Source organism: Amycolatopsis sp. NPDC102522, assembly GCF_055584485.1.
Genome location: NZ_JBVJLY010000036.1, coordinates 1 through 21241, shown reverse-complemented (window position 1 = coordinate 21241; position 21241 = coordinate 1). Strand labels below are relative to the sequence as shown.

At 69.8% G+C, this 21241-nt stretch carries 28 protein-coding genes; 11 read left to right on the top strand and 17 right to left on the bottom strand.

Annotated features, from left to right (window positions below):
* Positions 1 to 6 precede the first annotated feature (6 nt).
* On the bottom strand, positions 7 to 300 hold the full coding sequence (locus ACZ6YV_RS42205) for a hypothetical protein (RefSeq protein WP_465515007.1): 294 nt from the start codon (positions 298 to 300) through the stop codon (positions 7 to 9).
* A gap of 9 nt (positions 301 to 309) precedes the next feature.
* Positions 310 to 618: an AbrB/MazE/SpoVT family DNA-binding domain-containing protein gene (locus tag ACZ6YV_RS42200; protein WP_465515006.1), complete on the bottom strand. Its 309-nt coding sequence runs from the start codon at positions 616 to 618 to the stop codon at positions 310 to 312.
* Positions 619 to 793: 175 nt separating this feature from the next.
* Here ACZ6YV_RS42200 and ACZ6YV_RS42195 point away from each other — a divergent pair, with 175 nt between their 5' ends.
* Positions 794 to 2059: a hypothetical protein gene (locus ACZ6YV_RS42195; protein ID WP_465515005.1), complete on the top strand. Its 1266-nt coding sequence runs from the start codon at positions 794 to 796 to the stop codon at positions 2057 to 2059.
* A 70-nt stretch (positions 2060 to 2129) separates the two neighbouring features.
* On the opposite strand, the gene ACZ6YV_RS42190 is transcribed toward ACZ6YV_RS42195, so the two are convergent.
* The 5 genes from ACZ6YV_RS42190 to ACZ6YV_RS42170 all read right to left on the bottom strand — a co-directional run bounded on the left by ACZ6YV_RS42190 (position 2130) and on the right by ACZ6YV_RS42170 (position 5012).
* Positions 2130 to 2702 (bottom strand): recombinase family protein, encoded by a 573-nt coding sequence (locus tag ACZ6YV_RS42190; protein ID WP_465515004.1) that lies wholly within the window; start codon positions 2700 to 2702, stop codon positions 2130 to 2132.
* Positions 2702 to 2914, bottom strand: coding sequence for a hypothetical protein (locus tag ACZ6YV_RS42185; protein WP_465515003.1), 213 nt, complete (start codon positions 2912 to 2914; stop codon positions 2702 to 2704). Before ACZ6YV_RS42185 ends, ACZ6YV_RS42190 begins: the two co-directional genes overlap by 1 nt.
* Positions 2915 to 3170: 256 nt before the next feature.
* Positions 3171 to 3578, bottom strand: coding sequence for a hypothetical protein (locus ACZ6YV_RS42180; protein WP_465515002.1), 408 nt, complete (start codon positions 3576 to 3578; stop codon positions 3171 to 3173).
* A 4-nt stretch (positions 3579 to 3582) separates the two neighbouring features.
* On the bottom strand, positions 3583 to 4290 hold the full coding sequence (locus ACZ6YV_RS42175; RefSeq protein WP_465515001.1) for a hypothetical protein: 708 nt from the start codon (positions 4288 to 4290) through the stop codon (positions 3583 to 3585).
* A gap of 284 nt (positions 4291 to 4574) precedes the next feature.
* Positions 4575 to 5012: a hypothetical protein gene (locus ACZ6YV_RS42170; RefSeq protein ID WP_465515000.1), complete on the bottom strand. Its 438-nt coding sequence runs from the start codon at positions 5010 to 5012 to the stop codon at positions 4575 to 4577.
* 129 nt (positions 5013 to 5141) lie between these two features.
* Between ACZ6YV_RS42170 and ACZ6YV_RS42165 the strand changes: the two genes are divergently transcribed.
* The 3 genes from ACZ6YV_RS42165 to ACZ6YV_RS42155 all read left to right on the top strand — a co-directional run bounded on the left by ACZ6YV_RS42165 (position 5142) and on the right by ACZ6YV_RS42155 (position 7378).
* Complete coding sequence (locus tag ACZ6YV_RS42165) at positions 5142 to 6263, top strand: DUF4158 domain-containing protein (RefSeq protein WP_465514999.1); 1122 nt, start codon at positions 5142 to 5144, stop codon at positions 6261 to 6263.
* Between the two features lie 108 nt (positions 6264 to 6371).
* Positions 6372 to 6653 (top strand): hypothetical protein, encoded by a 282-nt coding sequence (locus tag ACZ6YV_RS42160; RefSeq protein ID WP_465514998.1) that lies wholly within the window; start codon positions 6372 to 6374, stop codon positions 6651 to 6653.
* Positions 6650 to 7378 (top strand): hypothetical protein, encoded by a 729-nt coding sequence (locus tag ACZ6YV_RS42155; RefSeq protein WP_465514997.1) that lies wholly within the window; start codon positions 6650 to 6652, stop codon positions 7376 to 7378. Before ACZ6YV_RS42160 ends, ACZ6YV_RS42155 begins: the two co-directional genes overlap by 4 nt.
* Before the next feature lie 139 nt (positions 7379 to 7517).
* Here ACZ6YV_RS42155 and ACZ6YV_RS42150 read toward each other — a convergent pair whose 3' ends face one another.
* The 3 genes from ACZ6YV_RS42150 to ACZ6YV_RS42140 all read right to left on the bottom strand — a co-directional run bounded on the left by ACZ6YV_RS42150 (position 7518) and on the right by ACZ6YV_RS42140 (position 9882).
* Positions 7518 to 7658 (bottom strand): hypothetical protein, encoded by a 141-nt coding sequence (locus ACZ6YV_RS42150; protein WP_465514996.1) that lies wholly within the window; start codon positions 7656 to 7658, stop codon positions 7518 to 7520.
* Positions 7659 to 7886: 228 nt separating this feature from the next.
* The gene (locus ACZ6YV_RS42145) at positions 7887 to 8078 is read right to left on the bottom strand and encodes a hypothetical protein (RefSeq protein ID WP_465514995.1); all 192 of its coding nucleotides are present in this window, start codon (positions 8076 to 8078) and stop codon (positions 7887 to 7889) included.
* A gap of 262 nt (positions 8079 to 8340) precedes the next feature.
* Positions 8341 to 9882, bottom strand: coding sequence for a DUF6292 family protein (locus tag ACZ6YV_RS42140; RefSeq protein ID WP_465514994.1), 1542 nt, complete (start codon positions 9880 to 9882; stop codon positions 8341 to 8343).
* Between the two features lie 281 nt (positions 9883 to 10163).
* Between ACZ6YV_RS42140 and ACZ6YV_RS42135 the strand changes: the two genes are divergently transcribed.
* Genes ACZ6YV_RS42135 through ACZ6YV_RS42115 form a run of 5 tightly spaced genes read left to right on the top strand, consistent with a single transcriptional unit; the run spans position 10164 to position 13562 of the window.
* Positions 10164 to 10958, top strand: coding sequence for a hypothetical protein (locus tag ACZ6YV_RS42135; protein WP_465514993.1), 795 nt, complete (start codon positions 10164 to 10166; stop codon positions 10956 to 10958).
* Complete coding sequence (locus ACZ6YV_RS42130; protein WP_465514992.1) at positions 10958 to 11719, top strand: hypothetical protein; 762 nt, start codon at positions 10958 to 10960, stop codon at positions 11717 to 11719. The genes ACZ6YV_RS42135 and ACZ6YV_RS42130 overlap by 1 nt, the downstream gene beginning before the upstream one ends.
* Positions 11712 to 12512 carry a hypothetical protein gene (locus ACZ6YV_RS42125; protein WP_465514991.1) on the top strand — a complete coding sequence of 267 codons (801 nt, stop codon included), beginning with the start codon at positions 11712 to 11714 and terminating at the stop codon, positions 12510 to 12512. Before ACZ6YV_RS42130 ends, ACZ6YV_RS42125 begins: the two co-directional genes overlap by 8 nt.
* A 43-nt stretch (positions 12513 to 12555) precedes the next feature.
* On the top strand, positions 12556 to 12750 hold the full coding sequence (locus ACZ6YV_RS42120) for a hypothetical protein (protein WP_465514990.1): 195 nt from the start codon (positions 12556 to 12558) through the stop codon (positions 12748 to 12750).
* The gene (locus tag ACZ6YV_RS42115; RefSeq protein ID WP_465514989.1) at positions 12747 to 13562 is read left to right on the top strand and encodes a hypothetical protein; all 816 of its coding nucleotides are present in this window, start codon (positions 12747 to 12749) and stop codon (positions 13560 to 13562) included. Before ACZ6YV_RS42120 ends, ACZ6YV_RS42115 begins: the two co-directional genes overlap by 4 nt.
* A 206-nt stretch (positions 13563 to 13768) precedes the next feature.
* On the opposite strand, the gene ACZ6YV_RS42110 is transcribed toward ACZ6YV_RS42115, so the two are convergent.
* The 3 genes from ACZ6YV_RS42110 to ACZ6YV_RS42100 all read right to left on the bottom strand — a co-directional run bounded on the left by ACZ6YV_RS42110 (position 13769) and on the right by ACZ6YV_RS42100 (position 15887).
* The gene (locus ACZ6YV_RS42110) at positions 13769 to 14554 is read right to left on the bottom strand and encodes a hypothetical protein (protein ID WP_465514988.1); all 786 of its coding nucleotides are present in this window, start codon (positions 14552 to 14554) and stop codon (positions 13769 to 13771) included.
* A 69-nt stretch (positions 14555 to 14623) separates the two neighbouring features.
* A complete protein-coding gene (locus ACZ6YV_RS42105; protein WP_465514987.1) occupies positions 14624 to 14833 on the bottom strand; it encodes a hypothetical protein in 210 nt (69 codons plus the stop codon).
* 73 nt (positions 14834 to 14906) lie between these two features.
* Entirely contained in the window at positions 14907 to 15887 is a 981-nt protein-coding gene (locus ACZ6YV_RS42100) for an endonuclease/exonuclease/phosphatase family protein (protein WP_465514986.1), read from the bottom strand.
* 166 nt (positions 15888 to 16053) lie between these two features.
* On the opposite strand from ACZ6YV_RS42100, the gene ACZ6YV_RS42095 reads away from it, so the two are divergent.
* Positions 16054 to 16878: a hypothetical protein gene (locus ACZ6YV_RS42095; protein WP_465514985.1), complete on the top strand. Its 825-nt coding sequence runs from the start codon at positions 16054 to 16056 to the stop codon at positions 16876 to 16878.
* Between the two features lie 225 nt (positions 16879 to 17103).
* Positions 17104 to 17628 carry a DUF4158 domain-containing protein gene (locus ACZ6YV_RS42090; RefSeq protein WP_465514984.1) on the top strand — a complete coding sequence of 175 codons (525 nt, stop codon included), beginning with the start codon at positions 17104 to 17106 and terminating at the stop codon, positions 17626 to 17628.
* Between the two features lie 13 nt (positions 17629 to 17641).
* On the opposite strand, the gene ACZ6YV_RS42085 is transcribed toward ACZ6YV_RS42090, so the two are convergent.
* From ACZ6YV_RS42085 to ACZ6YV_RS42070, 4 genes are all read right to left on the bottom strand, one after another.
* Complete coding sequence (locus tag ACZ6YV_RS42085) at positions 17642 to 18241, bottom strand: GNAT family N-acetyltransferase (RefSeq protein ID WP_465514983.1); 600 nt, start codon at positions 18239 to 18241, stop codon at positions 17642 to 17644.
* A gap of 134 nt (positions 18242 to 18375) precedes the next feature.
* Positions 18376 to 19884 (bottom strand): relaxase/mobilization nuclease domain-containing protein, encoded by a 1509-nt coding sequence (locus ACZ6YV_RS42080; RefSeq protein WP_465514982.1) that lies wholly within the window; start codon positions 19882 to 19884, stop codon positions 18376 to 18378.
* Entirely contained in the window at positions 19881 to 20324 is a 444-nt protein-coding gene (locus tag ACZ6YV_RS42075; RefSeq protein WP_465514981.1) for a hypothetical protein, read from the bottom strand. The genes ACZ6YV_RS42080 and ACZ6YV_RS42075 overlap by 4 nt, the downstream gene beginning before the upstream one ends.
* Before the next feature lie 311 nt (positions 20325 to 20635).
* Positions 20636 to 21145, bottom strand: coding sequence for a hypothetical protein (locus ACZ6YV_RS42070; protein WP_465514980.1), 510 nt, complete (start codon positions 21143 to 21145; stop codon positions 20636 to 20638).
* Positions 21146 to 21241: the final 96 nt, after the last annotated feature.

Genomic DNA, 21241 nt, shown 5'->3' with positions numbered 1-21241 from the left:
CCCGGGTCAGGGGCTCTTGTAGATGTCGTGGGTGCCGATCCGGCGCCAGATGATGTGCGGGTTGCCAGGCACGCTCTCCGGGCCGTATTCGAACGTGCATCGGCCATCGGGTGCCCAGCGCATCTCGAACACCCCGCGTGCGGCGACTACGCCTTTCACGCCGAGTCCGCGGCGGAACGTGCCAGTGCGCAGGTCGGGCACGAACTCGGTCTTGACGACCTTCTGGAACCGGGATCGGTTCTCCGGGGAGAGTTTCTTCAGGTCGCGTTCGAACTGCGACGTGATATCCCAGCGTGGCATCGTCCCGGCTCAGTCCAGCGCGGCGAACATGTCATCGAGGTCGTCGAAGGTCCGCACATTGCCGGTGGCGATGTCCTCGCTGGCCTGGCGTTCCCCGGCCTGCCACGACTCCTCCCAGAACCACTTCTGGTCGGCGGGGATCGTGGTCATGCCCCGCAGCACCACATCGCCGTCGGGCAGCACGGTGAACTCGACCTCGTCGCCCTCGGACAAGTGCAGCGCGTCGCGGACCGCGCCCGGCAAGGTCAGCTGAGACTTCTTCCGCAGCTGGGCGCGCTCGACCACACTGTCCCCCCGCCCGGCGTAGTCGTCGTCCATCGCGTACTCACCTCCGCTGTCCTGGAAAGTTTGTTTCCAGTGATTCCATCATGCTCGCGCCGGTTGGAAAATCCAACAGTAGGAAATTCACGCCACAGGAACCAAGAACCTCGCTATCGTCTCCGTAACTAGTCAAACGCCGTACGTGATCACGCAAGGCGAAATGGAGTGTGAGATGGGGAAGGGCAAGCGGACCCGGGATCGGCGTGCTGGCAGCCCGCCCCGGCCTCCTGCGGGCGGGATCGATGTCACGGGTTACCCGTTCGTGGTAGATCCGGAGACCGCGGGCAAGCTCGGCGCGGACGGCCTGGACATGCTGGCGGCGAACCTGTGGCTTCGCGACTGCCAGACCTGCGGCTACGAGCTGTCGAGCGATCCGGCGGACCGGCCATCGCTGGTCGTGGACGACATGATCGTGATGGCTCAGGCTCACCTGCACCACCAGCGCTGCCGTCCGGCGCAGCTGTGCACGCAGATCAGCCTGACCAAAGCGGCACTGGTTTCCTACGACTGCACCACGGTGATGTTTCCCGGCGTCGTCGTCGGCGAAGACGGCACCAAGGTCCGGGACGACCGGCCGATGCTGCTGGTCAATCCGAACCTCGAATCGCTGATGATCCGGTGGGACAACGGTGTCTGGGTAGCCACCACCACCTGGTTGTACCGCGAGCAGGGACTGCAGACCCCCTTTAAGGACCTGCAGGTCGACCGCCCGGTGCCGGACGTGGAAGCGGATCTGGCCTCCGGCGGGGACATCACCGTGATGTTCCGCGATGTCCCTCTGAGCTGGTCCTGCGGCGCTGACGTGCCCTGGCGCGAGGCGGCACGCGACCTCGGCGGTGTCCTGCTGGCGGTGACCACGGCCGTGGTACCGAGCGAACTGCAGCAGCGCCCGTTCACCGAGTTCATCGATCTCATGCGAACAGGACAGGTCATGATGGGGTGGATCGGCCTGCGCGGCGCCACCCCGCCAGCCCTGTCAGACGACCTGGCCGTCCCCGACCTGGTCAGCAGCTACCTGCTGCACTACGGACCAGGAGAAGCGACCGTCGGCGAGTTGCTGGACACCGCGCCCGCCCAGATCGTCTCGTTCGAACAGGCACGCGGTTGGGCTGAAGCCCAGCTGGCGGTACTGCTGGACGACCCTACCGTCGTCGAGCGATTGATCGGCTGGCGCCGCGGCAAGGATCCAGCTGTCTGGCACACCACGCACGCATTGACCGTCGGAAGCTTTGCGCTGCGATTCACCGCCGACGGCTGGCAGCTGGTCAAACTGTTCTCCCAGACGATGGGCAAGACCATGCCCGACGACGAAGCCGTCGACTGGGCGACCGACGCCTCACGGGTCCTCGGAAAAGTACGCATCATCGGCTGGTCGCCTGACCCCGGCACCGGCACACCTGGGTTCGTCACCCTCCGAGGAACCGGAGGACCGAAGTAGTGGTGGAGCCAATGCGGAACGGCTAGGCGACGCCAACGCCCAAGCAGGCAGGATGCTGGACACCGATGGTTCAGGACGAGTTCGCGATGGAATCCGCCGAGACGACGCCGTGGACGACGGCGAGGCTGATACCGACACCGCTGGAGATCTCGCGCAGGGACTGGCCTTCCGCGCGGCGGGCGAGAATGGCGCGGCGTTTGTCGTCGTCGACGACAGTGGGGCGGCCGCCGGTGCGGCCGCGGCGGGCGGCGGCGTCGAGACCGTTCTTGGTCTGGCGGGAGATGTCGCGGCGGCGGTCTTCGGCCAGGGCGAGCGCCATGTCCAGGATGAAGTTCCGTTCGGTGTGCTCGCCGGCGGCGATGCCCTCCAGGACCTTCACCGCGATCTTCTTCTGGAAGAGGTCGTTGAGCACGATCAGGCCCTCGAGGAGGTTGCGGCCGAGCCGGGCGACGTCCTGGACGACGAGCAGGTCACCAGTGCGCATGAAGTCGAGCGCGGCCCGCAGGCCGGGCCGGGCGTCGACGGCGAGCTTGCCGCTGATCTTCTCCTCGAAAACCCGCTCGCAGATGCCGTCGAGGGCGTCGTGCTGCCGCTGGGTCTCCTGCTTGCTCGTGCTGACCCGCACGAGTCCGACGAGCGCCATCAGGGCCGGCCGCGGTGCTGGACGTCGAACTGGATCTCGTCGACCGGCGTGCCGTTCCCGACCCGCTGCGCGGCGTCGCCCAGGACCGGCTCGACCTCGTCCCGCATGAACGTCGCGACCTCGTCGGGCGTCAGCCCCTTGCCCGCCAGCATCGCGCCGAGCCGCGCCGTCTCGACGGCCACGTCGCCGCGGCCGCCCTTCTTCGTGCTCATCTCCGCCTCGATTCGTTCGGAAAACGTGTTCGTAAGCCTGGATCGAGCCTACCAGTAAACGAACGGGTTTCCGAACAGTTCGAACTGGCGAAACACCCTGCGCTTCGTGCCGGGTGTTCGTGTTCGGCAGACGATCGTTTTCCGAACAGTCATATCAGGCAGGTCGATCTGAGTCGTCGCTGTTGCTGGAGACGACGATGGGGTCAAGGGGCTCGCCATCCCTCGTTGCCCCGTCAAATAGGGCTGGCTGATGTGGTCAGCGGACAGGGAAGCCCTGGGGGTCGTTCCCGCGGCCGCGCTGGCGGCCCAGTGATTTGAGGAAGTCGTCTTCGGCCGGGGTGGGTATCCGGGCGAGCATGCCGTCGGCTGCGATCTGCTGGCGCAGGGAATGGGCGCGGTTGGCGTCCGGTGCGCCGTCGGGCGCGGCGAGGACCTCCAGCACGACCCGGCCTGTGGGTTCGCCGGGTGTTTCCGCGAGCCGGACGTACCAGCTCGACACCCCGCCGATGTCGATGTAGCCATGCCAGTCACGGTGCCGCCGGGCACGGCGGCGATCGCGCCGTTCGTCAATTTGCTTCCCGATCCACACGACCACCCCGGCCAGGACGGAGAACCCGCCGAGGATCGTGCCGATCCAGGCACCGCTTTGGAGCCAACCGTTCATGACGTCACTGTGCCTTCCCCTGCCGTTGCCGGTCGGCTCGCCCGGCTCTGGGCGCCCGCTTGCCTTCGGGGGGAAGGTGCTTGTGCGTGGCAGCGAATTCGCGGGCGCGCTCCATGAGGGTGTCGGGAACACCGGTCAGGGCTTGGAGTTCCGCGTCGGAGAAGGCGTCGCTGTTGAGGCTCATGCCGAGGGTCGCCACCAGCAGCGTGCCCGTCCGCAGGCGTTCGTCTTCGCCTTTCGCTGCCCTGAGCCGGTCGACGGCGCGACGTAGCTCGCCCAGCAGTTTGACGCGGAGCTGCTCGGGAGCCTGGCGGGCCCAGGAGCGGGTGCCGCCCAACCGGAGGTAGCGCTGGCGCATCCCCTGGCGGGAGAGATTGAACAGGGCACCGACGCTCCCGAAGTCCTCTCCGCGGTCCAAGGCGGCTTCGGTGAGCAGAACCTCGTACCGGTCGAGTTCCGCGTGCTGTTCGGGCACGAGCCGGAGCGCGGCCAACGCGTCGGCGGCGGTGACTGTGGCGGCGCCGGGCAGGTCGGGACCCCGCTGGGGTCCGGAGTCCTTGATCGCGAGCGTGACTCCGCGCAGCAGCTCCGCAGAATCGACGCCCAGCCCAGCATCGGACTTGGCCAGGATGAACCGGGAGAGCTGAACCTCTGCCGAGGCGGGCTCTGGAACGGGCCGCTCGCCGGCACCAGGTACAGACACATCACTCATACGGCAACGATAAGTTGTCACAAGGACGTTGACAACCGTTCGTTGTCGACTTGGGACGACAATGAACGGTTGTCGCACCCTCTGCTCCATCGAATGAATCTCGTTGCGGTGAGTGAAATGCAGGACGTAGAGCCCCTTTCGTCACGCGGGCGGCGCGCGGGAGCGGCGAGCTGGTCCCCTGGCAGCGAGGGGGAGGAGCGGCCAGGGGACCAGGTTCCTCGAAGTCGTCGTCCGGCCGCGGCTCGTTACGCCGGGTGCGTGGCCAACGAGACCAGAGCGGTGGATCACCGTGCCGTGTCGGGAGCCGAGCGGGGCGGGAACTGTGTCCAGCCGATGAGGTCAAGCGGGATTTCGTGGGCGAGTCCGCCGGGTTCGATGTGGTTGCGGGTGGCGCCGACCCAGCAGACCTGGTAGTCGCCAGTGTCGCCGTCGATGGCGGGCGGCATCCAGGTACTGGGCCGGGCCGGGGTGAACCTGGCCGGTGAGCGGGTCCCGCGTAGCGGCGGCGGGTCGTCACCGCGAAGCTGGTCGAGGGCGGCGTCTGCGGAGGCGCGGTCCCGCCATACCGGGTCCGGTGTGGAGCGCAGGTCGAACGGCACGATCCAGGCGTCGGCGCCGGTCCCGGCCGCCGAGCCGATGAGCCAGCCGCCGGGCCACTCCGGTGTCGGCGTGGTGACTTGCAGGCCGAGCAGCTCAATCTCGCGTTCGCGCTCCTGGATCACGTGGCCGAGCCGGGTGGCCTCGCGGTGCTGCTCCAGGTCGGCCTGTCGTTAAGGACGGTGTCATAAACCGCCATTTGGGCTGAGTGGGCTGGTCAGGGCCGATTCTTGTGGTAGCGATAGCCTCCGCGCGTGCCGCGTGCCTTGGAGCAGGACGAGCTGATCGAGCACTGGACCCTTTTCGGCGACGAGATTGCCTTGGTCGAGGGGAAGCGGGGCCGGAACGCGCTCGCGTTCGGGTTGCTGGTGCGGTTCTACGCCCGGCAGGGCCGGTTTCCGCATGGTCGGCTTGAGCTGCCGGACCAGGTGGTGGAGTTCGTCGCGAAGCAGGTCAAGGTCGACGCTGCGGAACTCGCGTCCTACGGCTGGACTGGCCGGACCCACGAGCGCCACCGCGCGGAGATCCGCGAGTTCTTCGGGTTCACCGAGTGCTCGGTGGCCGACCAGGCCGCCGCCGTGGCACTCAGCACCACGTCCGCTATGGCGGATCGCGATCGCGGCGAGTCCGCCGGCGCTGGCGGCGGTGCCCCAGATCAGAAATACACGCGGATGGCGCGGTCGCCGGCGTCAGTGACCATCCCGCCAGTGTGCCCGGTAACACCGGAGTCGCCGTGGCGCCGCGTCTGCACGCGGTTTCTGCTGGTGGCCCTCCGGAGGGCGGGCGACTTGGTCGGCGAGATGGGCGCGGGGCGTTCACCGATGCGTGTTCAGTGGTGTCCACGCGGTCGTTGTGGACGGCTCCACACCACTGTTGACCTGCCCACTTCCGGAAAGTGGTGTCCAGGTGTCCACGGGCCGTTGTCGTCGCGCCGCAGTAGCTACAAGCTGGTCGAGCAACCGCATTGGGAAAGATTCGACCAGGGTTGGAGGCATCATGACCACGTACGTCCTCCCGCGGCCATCGCGTCGCTTGCCCCGGTCCGTGTCGTACCGTGCGTGTGCTGTGTCTTCTCCGCCCGGGAGTGGGGCGGTGAGGGTCCTGAAGCCCTTCTGCGTGGTTGCGGTGGAGCAGGGACTTGCGGTCTAGCTGGAACTAGCCGCGCACTCAGGCGAGGCCTCGAGCGTAATTTCCGCTCGGGGCCTTCGTCGTGTCTACGGGACTCCGCCCGGCGACCGGTAGACACCGTTTGCGTCGCGGGGTCTTCTCATGTGCGTGCGCGTGCGGGACGCTTTTCTTGTTCCGGTCCCACCCCGGGATGTCGCCGACAGGGCCGTGGTTCCAGCCGCATCAGCCCGACCGGTGAGTGCTCGTAAATCCGCAACCACGGAACGCACCATCCTCGCCCGCCCCTTTTCTCCAGAGTTTTCGGGGCGGGCAGGCGCGTTTCCTCGCAGAAGGGCACCAACATGATGTTGAAAGCGGTGAGCCCGCCAACCGGCGGCGCCGTTCCGGCCGCGGTCAGACTGACCTGGCCGGAGGCCTTCGTGATCACGCTGGCCGTCGGCCTGACCATCTACCTCAACCTGCACGACAACACGCCGGTCGTCGCGGCCGCGGGCATCACCGCCGGCGTGCTGGTCGTATTCGTCGCCGTCCTCGCGGTCCCGCGCGGCATCGGCGAGATCGTCAAGAACCTGCGGTTCCTGCGCTCGGCGGCCGACGAACTCGCCCGCCTGCACCACGAGCGGGAGGACCGGCGATGACCATGACCATCCCCGGCACGCAGCAGCTCGTGTTCGACGCAGACGACGCCGCCGGGTTCCGGGCCCTGATGGGCCGGATCCTCGGCACTTCGCCGCTGAGCTGCGGCCAGATCGCGATCAAGACGGGCATGCCGCGTTCCACCGCCTACAGCCTGCCCGACACCAAACGCCCTGGTCTGCCCAGCAACCCCGGCCAGGTCGAGGCCTTCGTCAAGGCCTGCGGCCTGACCCCCACCCAGGTCGATCTGGTGATGGATCTGTGGAAGAAGCTGCATCAGGAGGCGGAGAACATCCACTCCAGCAACGAGAAGGTCGTCGACACCGCAGCCTCCTCGCCGGCGAACGCAGTGGAGGCAGCCAAGGTCATCCGCGAGTTCGAGCTCTTGGTCAAGAACAATGACCCCGCTCTCTTCGCTGGTGGCACTCGTTGGCTGCCCACCTCCGAACGGTGGGCGACGGCTCCCGACCGCACGTCGTCGTTCTCGCGCAGGAACACCAGCTGGACCGAGTTGCTGCGCTACGTCCTGGGTGATCCGAACCGGGCCCGGCACGCGGTCATGCTGCTGATCCCGGTCACGCTGCTGCTGCTCGGTGTGGTGTGCGCGCTGGTGTTCCTCGCGGTCAAGATGCCCACCGCCGCGCCGTTGGTCGTGGCCGGGCTGCTCTCCCCGCTGCTGCTCGCCCTCCGCAAGAACACCCGGAAACCGAAGAAGACCGACAACTAGACCCGGAAAGGTGGAGCGGCCCGGCAGCCGGTGCGCTGCCGGGCCGCTCGATGTCCAGGCCGTTTTCCGAACGCCTCTGGCCGAACCCAGATGGTCTCCACGCGGGGCGGACGAAGCTTCGTCCGCCCCGCGTGGAGACTCAGTCCTCGTCCGGGTCGTTGCGGGCGGCGACGGCCTGGGCCCGGTCGTCGAAGCCGCTGGTCGCGGTCGGCGAGTCCGGGTCGCGTTCGGCGGCCGCGCTGATCCGGTCGGCGGCGTCGCGATCCATGGGTGTGGACATGACGGTGAACCTCCCCGTCATCGGCGCCCCGATTACGCACGGGGCCAGGCGCACCGGTTCGTGAGCAGCACGGACGGTGAAGTGCCTCGGGGGATACGTCGGCGCCACGGTCCGGGCTCGGGCCGGGCCGCCCTGCTGACGCCGCGTGCGTGGTCTCCGGCCGAGGCCGCTGGAGTGGCTGGCCACGCATGGCGACCGGGTGTCGGCCGTGGTCTCACGGTAGCGCGGCTACTCGGAGCGGATCAGCAGTCCAAGGTCGAGCGTCCTCTCGATGCCTTCAAGACGATCGGCGATCTCGACCTGTGCGGCCAGCATGCCGAGCTGCACCAACTGCTCCGGCGTGGCGTTCTCACCAAGCTTGCGATGGAGGGCGTAGAGCGCGTTGCGGGCGATGCTGGCCGGAGTCGGCGTGGTGGACATGACGTCGATCCTGGCACGCACCAGCGACGAACCGGGGGACCGAGCGCTGTGGCGTTCGGGCGGGCGCGGCGCTCGTCCGAGCTTCCCCCATTCGGGCTCTGGGCCGCCGTCGATGTCGTGACCAACATTGGAGGGTCCAGCAGCATTCGAGGGAGGTTGATCCGGATGGCGAACCGCGACGGCTGACAGACCAGTACACGAAAAAGGGGGCTGCGCGGCGAACATCCGCCGCGCAGCCCCCTTCCTTGTCGTGCAAGCGGGGTCAGCGGTGGTAGCTGACGTGCCGCTTCATCGTCATGGCGATGTTGTGCGGTTCCCAGTCCGCCCGGCCGAGCAGGGTCCCGACCTGGTGCTCCTCGCTGGGGGCGTCGTCGGTCTGCACGATGGCTTTCCAGTCGTCGCTGTCGGATCGCCAGTGCAGGCCGAGCAGGCGGGTGGCCGGGTCGATCAGCCGCAGGGTGAGGACCAGGACGTCGCCGTCGTGCTCGGCCAGAACCCGGGCTCCGCTACCGGGGGCAAGGACGTTCAGCCGCTCGTAGACGGCGCGGATCTGGTGTCCCCGGTGCTCCAGCGTCTCCCGCGTCGTCGGGATCTCGTAGTTGTGGAAGTCGTGGCAGACCCGGCAGTCGTTGATGTCGTCGTGTTTCGACCCGGTCGGCGTGGGCCGGTTCGCCAGCCACGACGAGACGTCCGCGCGCCCGGTCCGGACCGGCAGCGCGCCGTCGTAGTTGGCGAAGAGCTCGCCGGCGACGCGGACGTCGTCGTAGATCCATTCGCCGTCGTCTGCCAGCTCGGGCTCTGGTCGGACGACGGTGTCCTCGGCGCGGGACCAGGCCCGCCAGCAGCCGGTGAAGGGGTCCACGATGACCACGTCGTACGCGGCCCGGTCGAAGGAATCGCGCAGTGGATGAGGACGAACCGGCTCCGGAGCGGGCGTGGGCACCGGGTTGGCGGGTGTCCAGCCGGGGTAGGTGGTGTAGCAGGTCAGCGCTCGTTCCAGCGCGGGCGAGACGTCCCACCAGTCGTCCGGCGCGACGGCGTCGAAGTCGTATCCGGCGGGCGGGCGCCAGTCCGGCCGCTCGGACCGGACGGGATGATCGATGGCCTCGCAGAACGCGGCGACGACGTCGTAGGGCTCGGCGAGGTGCCCGACCGGCAGGTCGATGACGCCGTCGGCGGTCTGGCCGTGTTGGAAGGACAGGTAGTACCAGCCCTGGTCCTCGCGCCAGGCCAGCTGTGTGGAGTCGTAGTCGGGCAGCGCATGGGCAAGGTCGATCGCGCCGTCGCGGGGTTCGTTGCCGCACGCGAAGGACTCCTTCACGCCGATCCCTGACCGGGCGAGTTCGTGCCCGACGGCGGCCATGTACGGCTCGCAGGCCTCGTGCCAGCTCACCCCGGCGTCGGTGAGGATCTGCTCGACCTCGTCGACGCGCTGCCCGACCGCGCTGCGCTCCAGGGCGATCTCGACCGGTTCGAGGGTCGGCTCGGCTGGCCACTCGGCGCCCGGGGCGCGGCGCCAGCCGTGGACGTCGGCGAGCTCGTCGACCCGGACCTGTTCGTGGGCGGGGTGGATCCACTCGGCGAACGGTTTCTCCTGGCGCGGGTCGTCAACGACGATCTCCCACCGCCGCGACGGGCTGGTCCCGTCCGGGTCCGCGGTCACGGTGACCCGGGCACGAATCCGGCCCTGGTCGTGGGCGGGTTGCTCGTCGGCGGCCTGGACGGCGCGCAGCGCGTCGGTGTATTTGACGCCGTGCTCGGCGGCATAGGCGCGGGCGGCGCGCTTGAGTTCGGTGCTGGGCATGGTGATCGCTCGTTTCCTGCGGCGGTGATCCCACGCATCTCGCCGCGGACGTCGATCGGCCACGGAAACCACGAGCTGCGGCACGGTAGCGGGGCTACTTGTCCTCGGTCACCGGGTCCCGGCGTGGGCGGGGATCGGCTCGGAGAGAGGCCAGCGTGCGGTGGCCCCGTGAAGCACTGGGTCACTGTAGCGCCACGCACCGACATTTCCGCGACCCGCTAAACGGGTGATTGTCAGGATGAGCCTGCATTTTAGTGAAATGCAGGTCTAGCCTGACAATCATGAGTGAAGAGGGAGGGCGGCTTCCGCCGATGACGGAGGCGACGCGGGCGCGGCTGGTGCTCGCGGCCGAGGCCGCCGAGATGGCCGACTACCTGCGGGGTTTCGTGTCGATCGGCGAGCACGAGCTGCGCGAGGACGGGTCCGCGCCGTGGGCCGGGTCGACCGTCGACGAGGCGAACCGGCTCTCGTCGATGGCGCGCCGGGTGCTGGAGACCGCCGTGGTGTACGCGCGGCTGGGCAGGCTCACCTGGGAAGAGGTCGGGAACGCGCTGGACGTGACGCGCCAGTCCGCGCAGGAGCGGTTCGACGAGGCCGTCGACGGTTTCCGCGAGGAGCTGCTGTCCCCGGAGTATCCGGGCTACACCGGCAAGTTCGGCGAGCTGCGGTGGCGGCTGCACCCGGCCGCGCGTGAACCCGAGGAAGCGGCGCGGGACCTGGACGAGTGGGTCCGACGGCACCGTGATCCGCACGACGTCGCCGACGAGCCCAAGGTGGCGCCGGTGTCGGGCGGGCTGACGCGGATGGACCCCTACGCCGAGCAGCGCTGGCACGGCGCCCGCGCCCATCAGCTGTGGCTGGACGCCGCTCACGACGTGGCGGCTGTGCCGTCGGTCGAGGATCGCCTCGAGGTCGCCGAGGCGATGCTGGGCGCGTGGGAGCGGATCGCCGCCGGTCAGACCCGGGTCAGCGCAGCGACCCGCGACGGCCTGGCCGCCGCTCGCCGCTCCGTGGCCGAGCTTCAAGCGCAGCTCGACACCGCGCCCTCCGCCGAACCCACCACCGGGAGAAGCTGATGACCGGCACCGATCCGACGTCGTGGCCCGGTCCGGTCGAGGGCGCCCCGTACACGGAGCAGTCGCTGACCGCGCTGCGCCTGGCCCGTACCGCGGCCGAGGCCGCCGATGCCGCCGCCGGGCTGATCCCCACCGGCCCGCCCGGCCGGAACCGCCTGGACGGTCTCGGCCTGTCCGACGCTCTCACGTTCATGTCCCGGGCGCGGGACGTGCTGGAGGCGGCGGTCCTGGCCGAGCGGGTGCAGGGCACCGGCTGGGACATCATCGCCGAGACGATCACCGCCGACACCGGCGAGCAGATCACCGCCGACGAGGCCGAGAAACGCTGGAGCCACCTCGAAACCGACTGGGAATCCGCCCAGCGGCGGGCCTCGTTCCCTGGCCGGACCAGCGTCGTCGGGATCCCGGACGAGCTGCTCGACCCCGACTACTGGATCCGGCACCTGGACGCCTGGATCACCCGCCGCCGCGAGGAGCCGGGCGGGCCCGGCCCAGGGCTGGTGTCGGACCGGATGCAGAAGATGGAGGCCTTCGCCGAGCTCGCCCACCAGTCCCGGCTGCGTGACCAGCTCCGTTCCGGGAACCTGGCTCCGACACCGGCGCTGCTGGCCCCGATCTACGAACGCGAGGCCGTCCTCGCCGACGCGATGGCCGCCGCCGGCCACGACACCTACCGCGACCTCGCGGCCAAGGCACGCACCCGCGCCACCGAAACCCGCGCCCGCGCGACCAAGTCCGGAAAGGACCAGCAGAATGCCTGAACCCCGTGACGTAGTGCGGATCCTGATCCCGGACCACCCCGACCTGGCCGGTCAGCCCGGCAGCGCCCTGGACTTCGGCGGCGCGATGCGCCGCGCCAACGACCCGGAGTTTCCCGACGAGGAGCCCTGGCGGCTGCCCGCGCGGCTGGTCGACCCCGCGCTGGAGACGGCGCTGGATGCGATCCTGCTGCATCCCTGGATCCGGCAGATCGACGCCGACGACATCCCCGACCGTGCGGTGATCTCGTTGTCCACGGCGAACCTCACCGCCGCCGGCGTCACCGGCGGCGGCCTGGGCCACATGGGCGTCTTCATCGCCACCGCCACCCGCGACCAGCTCGACCTGCTCGCCGCGGCCCGGGACCTGATCGCCGACGCGAAAGCCTCCCCGTACCGATCCCGCACCGCCGAACAGTCCGAGATCGCCTCCTTCGCCGAGACGATGGCCGAAGCCAGGGAGAACGAGGAGATCGAGGCCTCCATCTCCAGCTGGTTCCTGATGGTGCGGCTGTTCGAACTCGCCACCACCGACACCCCGGCCACCGAACACCGCCCCGGCCGGCTGCTCGACACCCGCGGGAAACTCATCCGCCAACCGGACCCGGCCGGGACCTCCCCCGCCGCCGACACCGCCCTGCTGCTCGACCTCATCGACGCCACCGGCGGCCGCGACATCACCCTCGACACCGCCGCCACGGACGCGCTGCGCCGCCTGCAGACCGAATGGCACACCGCCATCTACGGCGACCGTTCCACCACCGGCAACGCGATCCTGTCCTCGTTCCTGTACTGACCAGCTTTGACCTAACAGTCTCCGAAATCATGAGGAACACGCCATGCTGCCGCAGATCCCGCTCGATGACCCGCGTGTCCTGATCCTGGCCCGGGCCCGCCAGCAACTCGCCCACGACTGCACGTTTGCGCCCACGTGGGATGAACTGAGCGCGCAGGAGCAACGGGACTCGCTGCCCGACGCCCGCAACTACCTGGAGTCCGCGATCAACGCCGGGCTCATTCCCGCCGCGCCGTGAACCCCGCACCCCGCCCGGTGTCCCCGGACCCCGGGCCCTACGCCCGCGCCGTGGTCGACGCTCTGCGCGCCGCCGGTGTCCGGGCCGCCGACCCCGAGACCACGGTCTCCCCGGCCGCGATCGCGCTCGACCTCGACCCCGGCCAGTGCGCGGACAGCGGCTACGCCACCCCCATCCGCCTGGAATGGGGTGAGACCAGCGGCTGGCGCTACGGACCGATCGACCCCGCCGACCCCGACTCCGTCCTGTGGGCGGTGCACATCGGCGTCGAGCTGGTGCCGAGGACCGCGGAGATGGTCTCGCTGGTCGACCGGCACATCTTCCACACCACCTGGCCGGAGGAGCCGCGCTACCGGACACCCGACAACACCGACGGCCTGGCCGCACAACTCGACGCCGCCGCCACCGTGCTCCCGCTGCCCGAGGCCGGGTACCTCCTTGTCGAGGACCCGCTCTGGACCTACCCGTCCGGGACACTGACCGGCGGGATCGCGCACCTGCGGGCCTGGACCGTGCCCACCGGCGGGCACCTCGTCCTCGTCACCGACCAAGGCCTCGGCACCTCGATCACCAACGCAGCCGAACACGTCCACCGAGCCGTGGCCGACCGGTTCGGTTCGCCGCTGTGGCTGCTGGAGCACTACCCCGCTTCCGCGAACCTGCCCGACGATGGCGACACCCTCAACCTTGTCGTGCTCGTCGACGGCGACGCGACCTGGCAGCGGATCTGGCCGCTCGCCCCGGACGCCCCCGGCCACGACCAGACTCTCGTGTGGATGCGCGCCTGCGGCTACCGGATGCTCGACAGCTGACCCGTCGCGCGGAGGTGTCAGCCGCTGGTCACGCGTCCCGGGCGGCGACCCAGCGCGGCAGGTCGCACAACGGCCCAGGACTCCCCGAAGCTACGGCCAGGTGCAAAGCAGAGCGTTGTAGCTGGTCACGAGCTCGGCGTAGCCGTCCCTGGGTTGAGTCCGGGTCGCGAGTCCTGGCTCCGCTGGCTGTCGCCCTCAACCGCGGGTTAGGTGAGCAGGGCGCGGAGCGCTCCGTCGAGGCCCAGGGTGAGGACGTCTCGTGGTGTCCAGGTGTAGTGGCCGGCCTCGGGGTCCTGGCGGAGGTCGACCAGGTGGATCTCCGTGATGTCGAGTCGGGCTTCGTCCCAGTCCCCGGCATACCCGTGCAGACGCGGGGTCGTGTCGAGCACGGCGACCTCGGCGCCGGTCTCGTCCTCGGCGGTGCCGTAGGCGATGGGCAGGTGCAGCCGTCGCCGCTTGCTGAACGCGGTGAAGGTCGTGTGCGGGTCGGGCAGCTGGTCTCGCCGCCGGCGCCAGTCGCCGGGGTCGCCCTCGACGTAGAAGTCGAATTCGGCTGGGCGGCCGCCGCCGAGTGCTTCGGTCGCTCCTTGGGCGAGGCACCATCCGACCCCGGGAAGCTCGGCTTCCTCGATGGCCAGGGCGATCGAGTCGGTCCGGACCTGGGGCGCGCCGACTCTGATCGTGAAGGGCTCGATCGCCGGCAGCCGGTAGAGCCGGTCCCCCATCGCGCGCAGCAGCCGGTCGTAACCGGCCGCGGAGATCTCGCTGGACCAGCCCAGGTCCAGCAGCGGGATGTGCAGCCACTGCTCGGGCACGCACGAGATGAACGCGGGCGCGGCCGTGGCCAGCTCTTTCTGTGCTTTGCGGGCCAGGGACTGCGCCCGCGAGTACACCCCGCCGCTCGGCTGCTCCGGCTGGCTGGGCGGAACGACGATCGCGAACAGCCGCGGTTCATCCCGTCCCCAGGCCTCCCGGGTGAAGTGGTTACGCATGACCACTCTTGCCCGGCCTCCGCCAGCTCCGGTTGTGCTCCCGGGCCCGATCAGCCCGTCCGGCGACGATCACAGCGTCCAGGCGCGTGTCTCGTCGCGGTACCTGTTCATGCGGTTGACGTAGTCGACCGCCATGTCGTGGGCTTGGTCCGGCTCCGCACCGCAGAGGTGCTCGGCGTGATGCTGGGCCAGGAAGAACTCGACGTCGTGATCGGGCTTCGACCGATCCGGGCCGCTGAACACCGACTCCAGCGGCAGTGACATCTCCTTGCGTGTCATGCCTGCCACGGTACGTCAGCGACCCGCGGCCCAGGTCGCGTTCCGTGCTCGCCTCACGGGCGGATCGGCGGGGTCAGGCGAGTGCGTGTTCGTCGACGTCGATCTCGATCAGCGTGTGGTCGGTCAGCTCGACCTGGCGGCCGTCGATGAGGACACGGTGCTCGTCGACGGGCACCACGCGGAAGCCGGTCACCGCGGTCTCGGGGACGGTGCGGGTGGCGTACCAGCGATCGACGCGCCGGCGCGGGTGGTTGTCCTGGGAGTGGAACCCGGCGGTGGGTGTCCAGGGGGTGCCGGTGATGAGCGCGCAGTCGCGCATGCCGCCGATGCGGGGGTGCTCGAGCCGGATCGCGGCCTGGCGGTCGAGCAGGCCGTCGCCGTCGAGCTGGTAGGCGTGATCGGGATGCCATGGTGTGCCGAACTCGCCCCGGGCGCCGCCGTGGAAGTACGGATTCGCGTCGTACCAGGCGTAGCCGTCTCCGTGGATGATCTTCTGGGCGCCGATGCCGTTGAAGTCGCCGGCGAGGAAACCGGGGATGTCGTCGCTGTTGAGCACCCGCATCAGCTGGCTGACATCCATCGCCGCCCAGGCCTGGTCGAACGGGGACAGCTGCGTCGATCCGGCCCGCAGTTTCGGGCCGCCGACGTCGAACACGCACGCGGTCGCGCAATGCCACATCCCCGCGACGTCCCGCTGGAGCAGCTGCACAGTGCCGGGCACCGGGTCAATGCCGTCCCGCCACAACAGGCCGGTGTGGTGGATGATCCCGCCCACCGCGACCGCCGGATCACCGGCGACCTCGCAGTGGCGGCCGGTCGCCTCGGCCAGGCGACGCAGCCCCGCGATCGCCCCCGGCGTCTTGTCCTGCGTGGTCGGGGTCCGCCGGCCCGCCGCGGCGGCCTCGGCCTCGCCGGTCGAGATGATCTCCTGCACGGCGATGATGTCCGCGTCCCGCGACCGGATCAGCTCCTCCAGCGCCCGGAACCGCTGCTGCTCCTCCGCGCTGTCACTGCCATACAGATTCCAGGTGTTCACCGACAACAAGGTGATCATCCACGGCCCCTTCACTGACTCCGGCCGCGCACACCGGGCAGGCCTCGGCGCCACCGTAGCGACACGATCACCAGCGACGCTCCCGCACACGCCCCATGTGCAGATCTTCCCCGACGCCGGGTTTCGGACCGGGTGTTCGTGCTGGCCCAGGCGCTAGGCTGCGGACATGGCCATAGAACGGGAACAGGCGTTGGTGAGGCTGCGTCACCTGCAGACACTGGCCCCGGCGCCAGCGACTCCCCCGGCCGAAACTCGGCCTGGCCAGATCGGAGTGGATCGCCGGGCGAGGGATGCCGAGCATGTCGGCCAGCTCGTCGACGACCGCTATGTGCCGTTCGGGACCGAGGTGCTCACCGGCATGCAACGGCGGGAGACGCTGGTGTGGCTGTCGGGGATGACCAATTGGTGGACCACCCAGGACGAGCTACGAGCGCTGGACGACCTGACCGCCGGGCTTCCGCTGGACGACGTGCTCAGGATCTGCGCCGAAGAAGGCTTCACCGTGGTCGACAACCGCGAGATCATGGGAGACCGGCACATCTTCCTCCTCAGCGAGGATGGTCTGTTCGCCGAGGTCTTCCTGGAACAAGGGCTCGCCGATGACCACCGGCCATGGTCGCTGACCATCTACGGCAACCTCGCCGTCGAGGACTTCCTGCTCTACACACAGACCCGCGGCGAAATGCACCTGGAAACCACTCCGGACGACCGGCGGATCGCGACCGGCAGACTGCGCTGGAACCTTCGCTACGCAGGGTGGAATGGCAGTTACCGGGCCGCGCTGGCCGCGCTGCGCGCGTCCTGCCAGATCGTCACCCCCTGGCAGTTCGCGCCGATCACGTCGTGGCTGGGCGGAAACTCGCCCCGCGGCATGATCGACCACCCGGGTGCCGAGATCGCCCGTGTCGCTCGCGCCAACACCCGTGCCGCGCTCAACGACCTTCCCCGCCAGGTCCGTGACCTTCTCGGACCCCAGCTCATGACGGCCTGACCCGCCCCCTTTTTAGGCGCAGGCGATGCCGGGCCTGGAATAGCCCACGTTCCGCAGCCGCCTGCGACGACCCGACCGGGGCTCGCTGAAGGCGCGTTCCTCTGTGCAAGGCCAGAAGGGGTCGCCGTAGTATCCGGGGTCCCCGTAGTACTCAAGAAATTTCGGGCGGATATGCCTGAGTAGGCTTCTGAGCTGGGAATCTTCGGATGCTGGCTGGAGGCGTGGGTGGCGGCGCAGGTGTTCGCTGAGGAAGAGCTGGAGCATCTGCGGGGCTTCCCCGAGATCGGCCGGGACGAGCTGTTCCGGTTCTTCACCCTCACCCCGGCGGACGTCGCCTTCGTCGATCCTGGCCGGGGCCGAGGGCCGGCGGACCGGTTGGGCCTGGCAGTGGCGCTGTGCACTCTGCCGTGGCTGGGATTCGTCCCGGACGCGGTATCGACGGCGCCGCCGGTGGCGGTGGCCCGGCTCGCAGACCAGCTGAAGATCGATCCCGGCGAGCTGCGCTCCTATGGCCGCCGGGCGAAGACCCGCACCGAGCATCTGCGGCTGGTAGCCCAGTACCTCAGCTGGCGTCCGCCGACGACGATTGAGCTCAAGGAGCTCGACGAGTTCCTGCTCGCGCGGGCGATGGAGCACGACTCGCCCACGCTGCTGTTCCGGCTGGCGTGGGGACAAGACCGGTTCGTGACCACCGCCATCAAGGGCACGACCACCGCCTACCGACTCAAAACCCCCACCGGACACGGATGACTCCCGCCCGGACTCAGACGTGTTCGCCAACCGCCAGAAGCATGTGCGAACACCGCGACGGCTCCCCCAGAGCCATGTCATCCGGCAGGTACTGGGCCGCCCAGAAGGCCTTCGCGATCGCGGTGTCGGCGATCGCCGTGGTCGACCACCGGTAGCCGCGGCCCCGGGCCAGCGCCGCGGCGAGCAGCACGGTCCCGATCCCCCGCCGCAGATACGGAGGGTCGACCCGGATCTGATCGACAACCCCGGCCTGGCACACACCGCACATCTGGACGTCCAGATCCGCGATGGTGACACCGCGCAGCCGCATCAGGATCTGCCCGACCCCGCCGCGCACCATCGGCGGCCGCGCGGCCAGCACCAGCGCGGCCGACGTCACCGGCGCCTCGTGGACAAACCGGAGATGATCCACTTCCAGCCACTCCGCACGCGGTAACCGCAGACGCAGGCACAGACCGCAGCTCCCCGTCGGCAGATACAGCGCGTGGTCCCAGCTGCGGTCCCGCCCGGCGACGTCGAGGTTGTGCCCGTTTAGGCACCGCGCGTGCCGCCCTATGGGCCGGAGCACGAACTCCTCGGCGCCGGGTGCGTGATGAGACGGCTGCGCGGACATGACCGCAGTATGCGCCCCCAGTCGAACGCCCGTTCGGGCTACAGGGTGTTCGGTACCGGACACTTCTGACCGGCACACGGAACCTCCACGCACCGAATACCTGCCTATACCCAGGTGCGGGCAGGTATTCGATGTCAGCGGGTCGGCCCGCGGCTGCTGGTGGGCACGGTGCTGACGGCGGGACGGCGGCGATGCGCCGGCGGCGCTCCTTTGTGTGCGGGTTTCTCCTCGTGTTCCCGGTCCACGACTGGGTCTGTCGATCGAGGTTCCGCTTTCAACCGCGGGAACCGCTCGGTCAGGTCGGCGGCCCGGGTGGTCAAGGCCTGGCTGGCACGGTGCGCGGCGGCCGCGGCGGCCATCTGGTGCCGCTGTGCTCGCCAGGCGGCGATCTCGGCGACCAGGCCCGCGAGGGCGAGCACGAGCACAAGCACCGCGGTGGCGTGGCCGCGATCTGTTCCGGCGCGGGCCAGCCGCCAGGACACGACGCGCAGCTCGATCGCGGTCTGGCTCCAGTGCGCGGGTTGTCCCCGGCCTGGTGTGCGGGCGGCGCGCTCGAACTCCTCGGCCGCGCTCACCATGCTCTGGCGACCGTCGCCGAGGTGGGCCAGGTTCAGCAGCAGGTCGCCGGCGGCGTGCGCGACGCCGTCGACGCCGTGACCGCGGGCCACTTCGGCGCGGGCCCGCTCGATGACGTCGGCCGCCGAGTTCCAGGCCTGGTGTTTCTCGGCTCTGCTGAGCGGCTCCCGGCCTCCGGGTGGTGCGCTGGCCCACCGTTCGGTCAGCCGTGTCGCGGACAGGTCAGCGGCCAGGGAGCGGCCGCCGAACCACACCAGTTCGTCTGATCGCGAGTTGGCGTAGTCGGCGGGCACGGCCACCGCGTAGCCGAGCAGCCGCCCATGGACGTCCTGCCGGGCCCGCACCCGCACCCCGCTGGAGACCAGCTCCTCGAGGAACTCCTCCGGGCTCGTGGTGCGGGCTGCCACGCCGCGCACGAGGCGGCGCAGCCAGTCCCGGCGGGCCTCGGGCAGATGGTGCCGGGTGGCCTTCTCTTTCTCGGCGCGGGTGGCGGCCCGGGGCGCGGTGTGGTCGGCCGGGCTGGTCGGGCGCAGCCCGAAACGCTGTTCGGCGGCGAGGCAGGTCTCGCGGACACGGTGGTAGTCCCGGCGCGGATGCACCCGGCGCAGCGTGTCCTGGCGGACCAGGACCGCGGCCACGTGCACGTGATCGGCCGCGTGCCGCACGGCCACCCACCGGCACGCGCCCGGATCGCCGCGGCGGGCGATGCCGGTCCGGTGCAGCAGATGCGCGACCACCTCCGACCACTCGGTATCGGAGAGCTCGCGGTCTTCCGGCGCGGCCCGGATCGAGCAGTGCCACACCGGGCCCTGGGCGCGCCGCGCGCCGTCGTGGTCGTCCGGTGGCCGTTGCGGGACTCCGGCCGCGGCCGCCGGTGCGGTCAGCGCGGCCACCAGCTCGCCGACGTCGAACCGACCCGCGGCGCTTTGCGGTGGCTGGTGCAGGTGCGGGCAGCCGTCCCACGAGGCAATCGTGTGCGGGTTCTCGTGCTCGTGATGGCGGCCGGGCCCGAACAGGTAGGCGATCAGGCCGTGCGTGCGCCACCCGCGTACGACGCGGCCGATCACAACCGGGTCCGCGCCTCGGCGGTCAGCCGGTCGAGGTCGGCCAGGCCCTCGTCGGCGGCCGCGAGGACGGTGGCCACCCGGTTGGACATCCGGGTCAGCACCACCTCCGCCGGTGTCGAGCCGCCGGTGTTGACCGCGCGGGCAATCTGGTTGACCAGCCGCCCGACTGCGGCGACGTCGCCGCGCAGACCGGCGAGGGCGGCACGGTGCTCCAGCAGCTGCGCCATCACCTCACGCCAGTCTGCCGGGACGAGGTTGTACTCAGTGGCCAGGTGCCGGTGCACGACCTGGCTGGCGAAGGCGCCGTCGGCGAGCTCCGCCCGCGCGGCCGCCACGGCGAGCAGCGTCATGTCGTTGAACGTGAGCCGGATCTCCAGCGCGTGCGGATAGCCGCCGGGCACTCGCGGCTGGCGTCCGTGATGACGTACGTAATCGGGCATCCGCCCCACCCCCTGTGTTCGAGCCGAACCGGCCGCGGATCCGCGCGACGAACGGAGAGGGGGACTCCGTCCCGGCACGCAGCGGCCGGACGACGTCAGGTCGAAGGGGGTAGGCACGGCCGGGCGTCGTCCTCGATCATGCCAGCGGCCGCGCGGCCTGAGCGCTAAACCCTGGATAGCGCCTATCTCGCTGCACGCTTCAAGCGGGGCGCTGGGGGTGGATCAGGGCGGTTGGAACCCGCGATGACGGCGATACCTTAGTCCAAGGTGACGGCGATACCTTGGACCAGAAGTCGTTCTGTTGTGACGGCTCAGCGGTGCTTGCGCTGCTCGCGTTCGAGCGCGCGACGCTGCTGCCGCGACAACGTCCCGCCGGCCGAAACGATCGGAGCGGACTGCTCGCGCACCGGCGGCGCGGTGTTCCTCAGCTCGGGATCCCGCCACGAGAACGCGTCATGCAAGCCCTTCACCGCGCCCGCAAGCTCCTCGAACTCCTCCCTGCTGCGCACCAGCGACAGCGGACTGTCGCGCACCTGGCGCTCCAGCTGCTCCAGCAGCAGCACCCAGTCCTCGACCACCCGCGGCGCCATCGGAGCCGGAGCTGGTCGCTCGCGTTCGACGACCTCGCGCACCACGGTCGGCATCGGGCTCTCCCGGCCGAGCTTGTCGGCCGCCCGGCGCAGTTCCCACGCGCGGCTCCGGCACGACGCCGAGCAGAACGTAGGCCGCCGTCCCGTCCCCGAGTACCTGACCTCGGTGCCGCAATGCGCGCACTCGATGCTCACCAGGCGCTCACGAATCCGCGGGTCTTCCTCGTCCATACTGTCCTGTCCGCCCGAACTTTGCGGAGCTTCACCGCGCTGAGCTGCGGTCCGAAAAGTAGGTCCGGACGATGATCGTTCGGGTTGTCCGGACCT

What these genes read in the sequence shown, in the direction of transcription:
- ACZ6YV_RS42205 (WP_465515007.1), bottom strand. Translation starts at nt 300, where the DNA reads ATGCCACGCTGGGATATCACGTCGCAGTTCGAACGCGACCTGAAGAAA.
- ACZ6YV_RS42200 (WP_465515006.1), bottom strand. Translation starts at nt 618, where the DNA reads ATGGACGACGACTACGCCGGGCGGGGGGACAGTGTGGTCGAGCGCGCC.
- ACZ6YV_RS42195 (WP_465515005.1), top strand. Translation starts at nt 794, where the DNA reads ATGGGGAAGGGCAAGCGGACCCGGGATCGGCGTGCTGGCAGCCCGCCC.
- ACZ6YV_RS42190 (WP_465515004.1), bottom strand. Translation starts at nt 2,702, where the DNA reads ATGGCGCTCGTCGGACTCGTGCGGGTCAGCACGAGCAAGCAGGAGACC.
- ACZ6YV_RS42185 (WP_465515003.1), bottom strand. Translation starts at nt 2,914, where the DNA reads ATGAGCACGAAGAAGGGCGGCCGCGGCGACGTGGCCGTCGAGACGGCG.
- ACZ6YV_RS42180 (WP_465515002.1), bottom strand. Translation starts at nt 3,578, where the DNA reads ATGAACGGTTGGCTCCAAAGCGGTGCCTGGATCGGCACGATCCTCGGC.
- ACZ6YV_RS42175 (WP_465515001.1), bottom strand. Translation starts at nt 4,290, where the DNA reads ATGAGTGATGTGTCTGTACCTGGTGCCGGCGAGCGGCCCGTTCCAGAG.
- ACZ6YV_RS42155 (WP_465514997.1), top strand. Translation starts at nt 6,650, where the DNA reads ATGACCATGACCATCCCCGGCACGCAGCAGCTCGTGTTCGACGCAGAC.
- ACZ6YV_RS42150 (WP_465514996.1), bottom strand. Translation starts at nt 7,658, where the DNA reads ATGTCCACACCCATGGATCGCGACGCCGCCGACCGGATCAGCGCGGCC.
- ACZ6YV_RS42145 (WP_465514995.1), bottom strand. Translation starts at nt 8,078, where the DNA reads ATGTCCACCACGCCGACTCCGGCCAGCATCGCCCGCAACGCGCTCTAC.
- ACZ6YV_RS42140 (WP_465514994.1), bottom strand. Translation starts at nt 9,882, where the DNA reads ATGCCCAGCACCGAACTCAAGCGCGCCGCCCGCGCCTATGCCGCCGAG.
- ACZ6YV_RS42135 (WP_465514993.1), top strand. Translation starts at nt 10,164, where the DNA reads ATGAGTGAAGAGGGAGGGCGGCTTCCGCCGATGACGGAGGCGACGCGG.
- ACZ6YV_RS42130 (WP_465514992.1), top strand. Translation starts at nt 10,958, where the DNA reads ATGACCGGCACCGATCCGACGTCGTGGCCCGGTCCGGTCGAGGGCGCC.
- ACZ6YV_RS42125 (WP_465514991.1), top strand. Translation starts at nt 11,712, where the DNA reads ATGCCTGAACCCCGTGACGTAGTGCGGATCCTGATCCCGGACCACCCC.
- ACZ6YV_RS42120 (WP_465514990.1), top strand. Translation starts at nt 12,556, where the DNA reads ATGCTGCCGCAGATCCCGCTCGATGACCCGCGTGTCCTGATCCTGGCC.
- ACZ6YV_RS42110 (WP_465514988.1), bottom strand. Translation starts at nt 14,554, where the DNA reads ATGCGTAACCACTTCACCCGGGAGGCCTGGGGACGGGATGAACCGCGG.
- ACZ6YV_RS42105 (WP_465514987.1), bottom strand. Translation starts at nt 14,833, where the DNA reads ATGACACGCAAGGAGATGTCACTGCCGCTGGAGTCGGTGTTCAGCGGC.
- ACZ6YV_RS42100 (WP_465514986.1), bottom strand. Translation starts at nt 15,887, where the DNA reads ATGATCACCTTGTTGTCGGTGAACACCTGGAATCTGTATGGCAGTGAC.
- ACZ6YV_RS42095 (WP_465514985.1), top strand. Translation starts at nt 16,054, where the DNA reads ATGGCCATAGAACGGGAACAGGCGTTGGTGAGGCTGCGTCACCTGCAG.
- ACZ6YV_RS42085 (WP_465514983.1), bottom strand. Translation starts at nt 18,241, where the DNA reads ATGTCCGCGCAGCCGTCTCATCACGCACCCGGCGCCGAGGAGTTCGTG.
- ACZ6YV_RS42075 (WP_465514981.1), bottom strand. Translation starts at nt 20,324, where the DNA reads ATGCCCGATTACGTACGTCATCACGGACGCCAGCCGCGAGTGCCCGGC.
- ACZ6YV_RS42070 (WP_465514980.1), bottom strand. Translation starts at nt 21,145, where the DNA reads ATGGACGAGGAAGACCCGCGGATTCGTGAGCGCCTGGTGAGCATCGAG.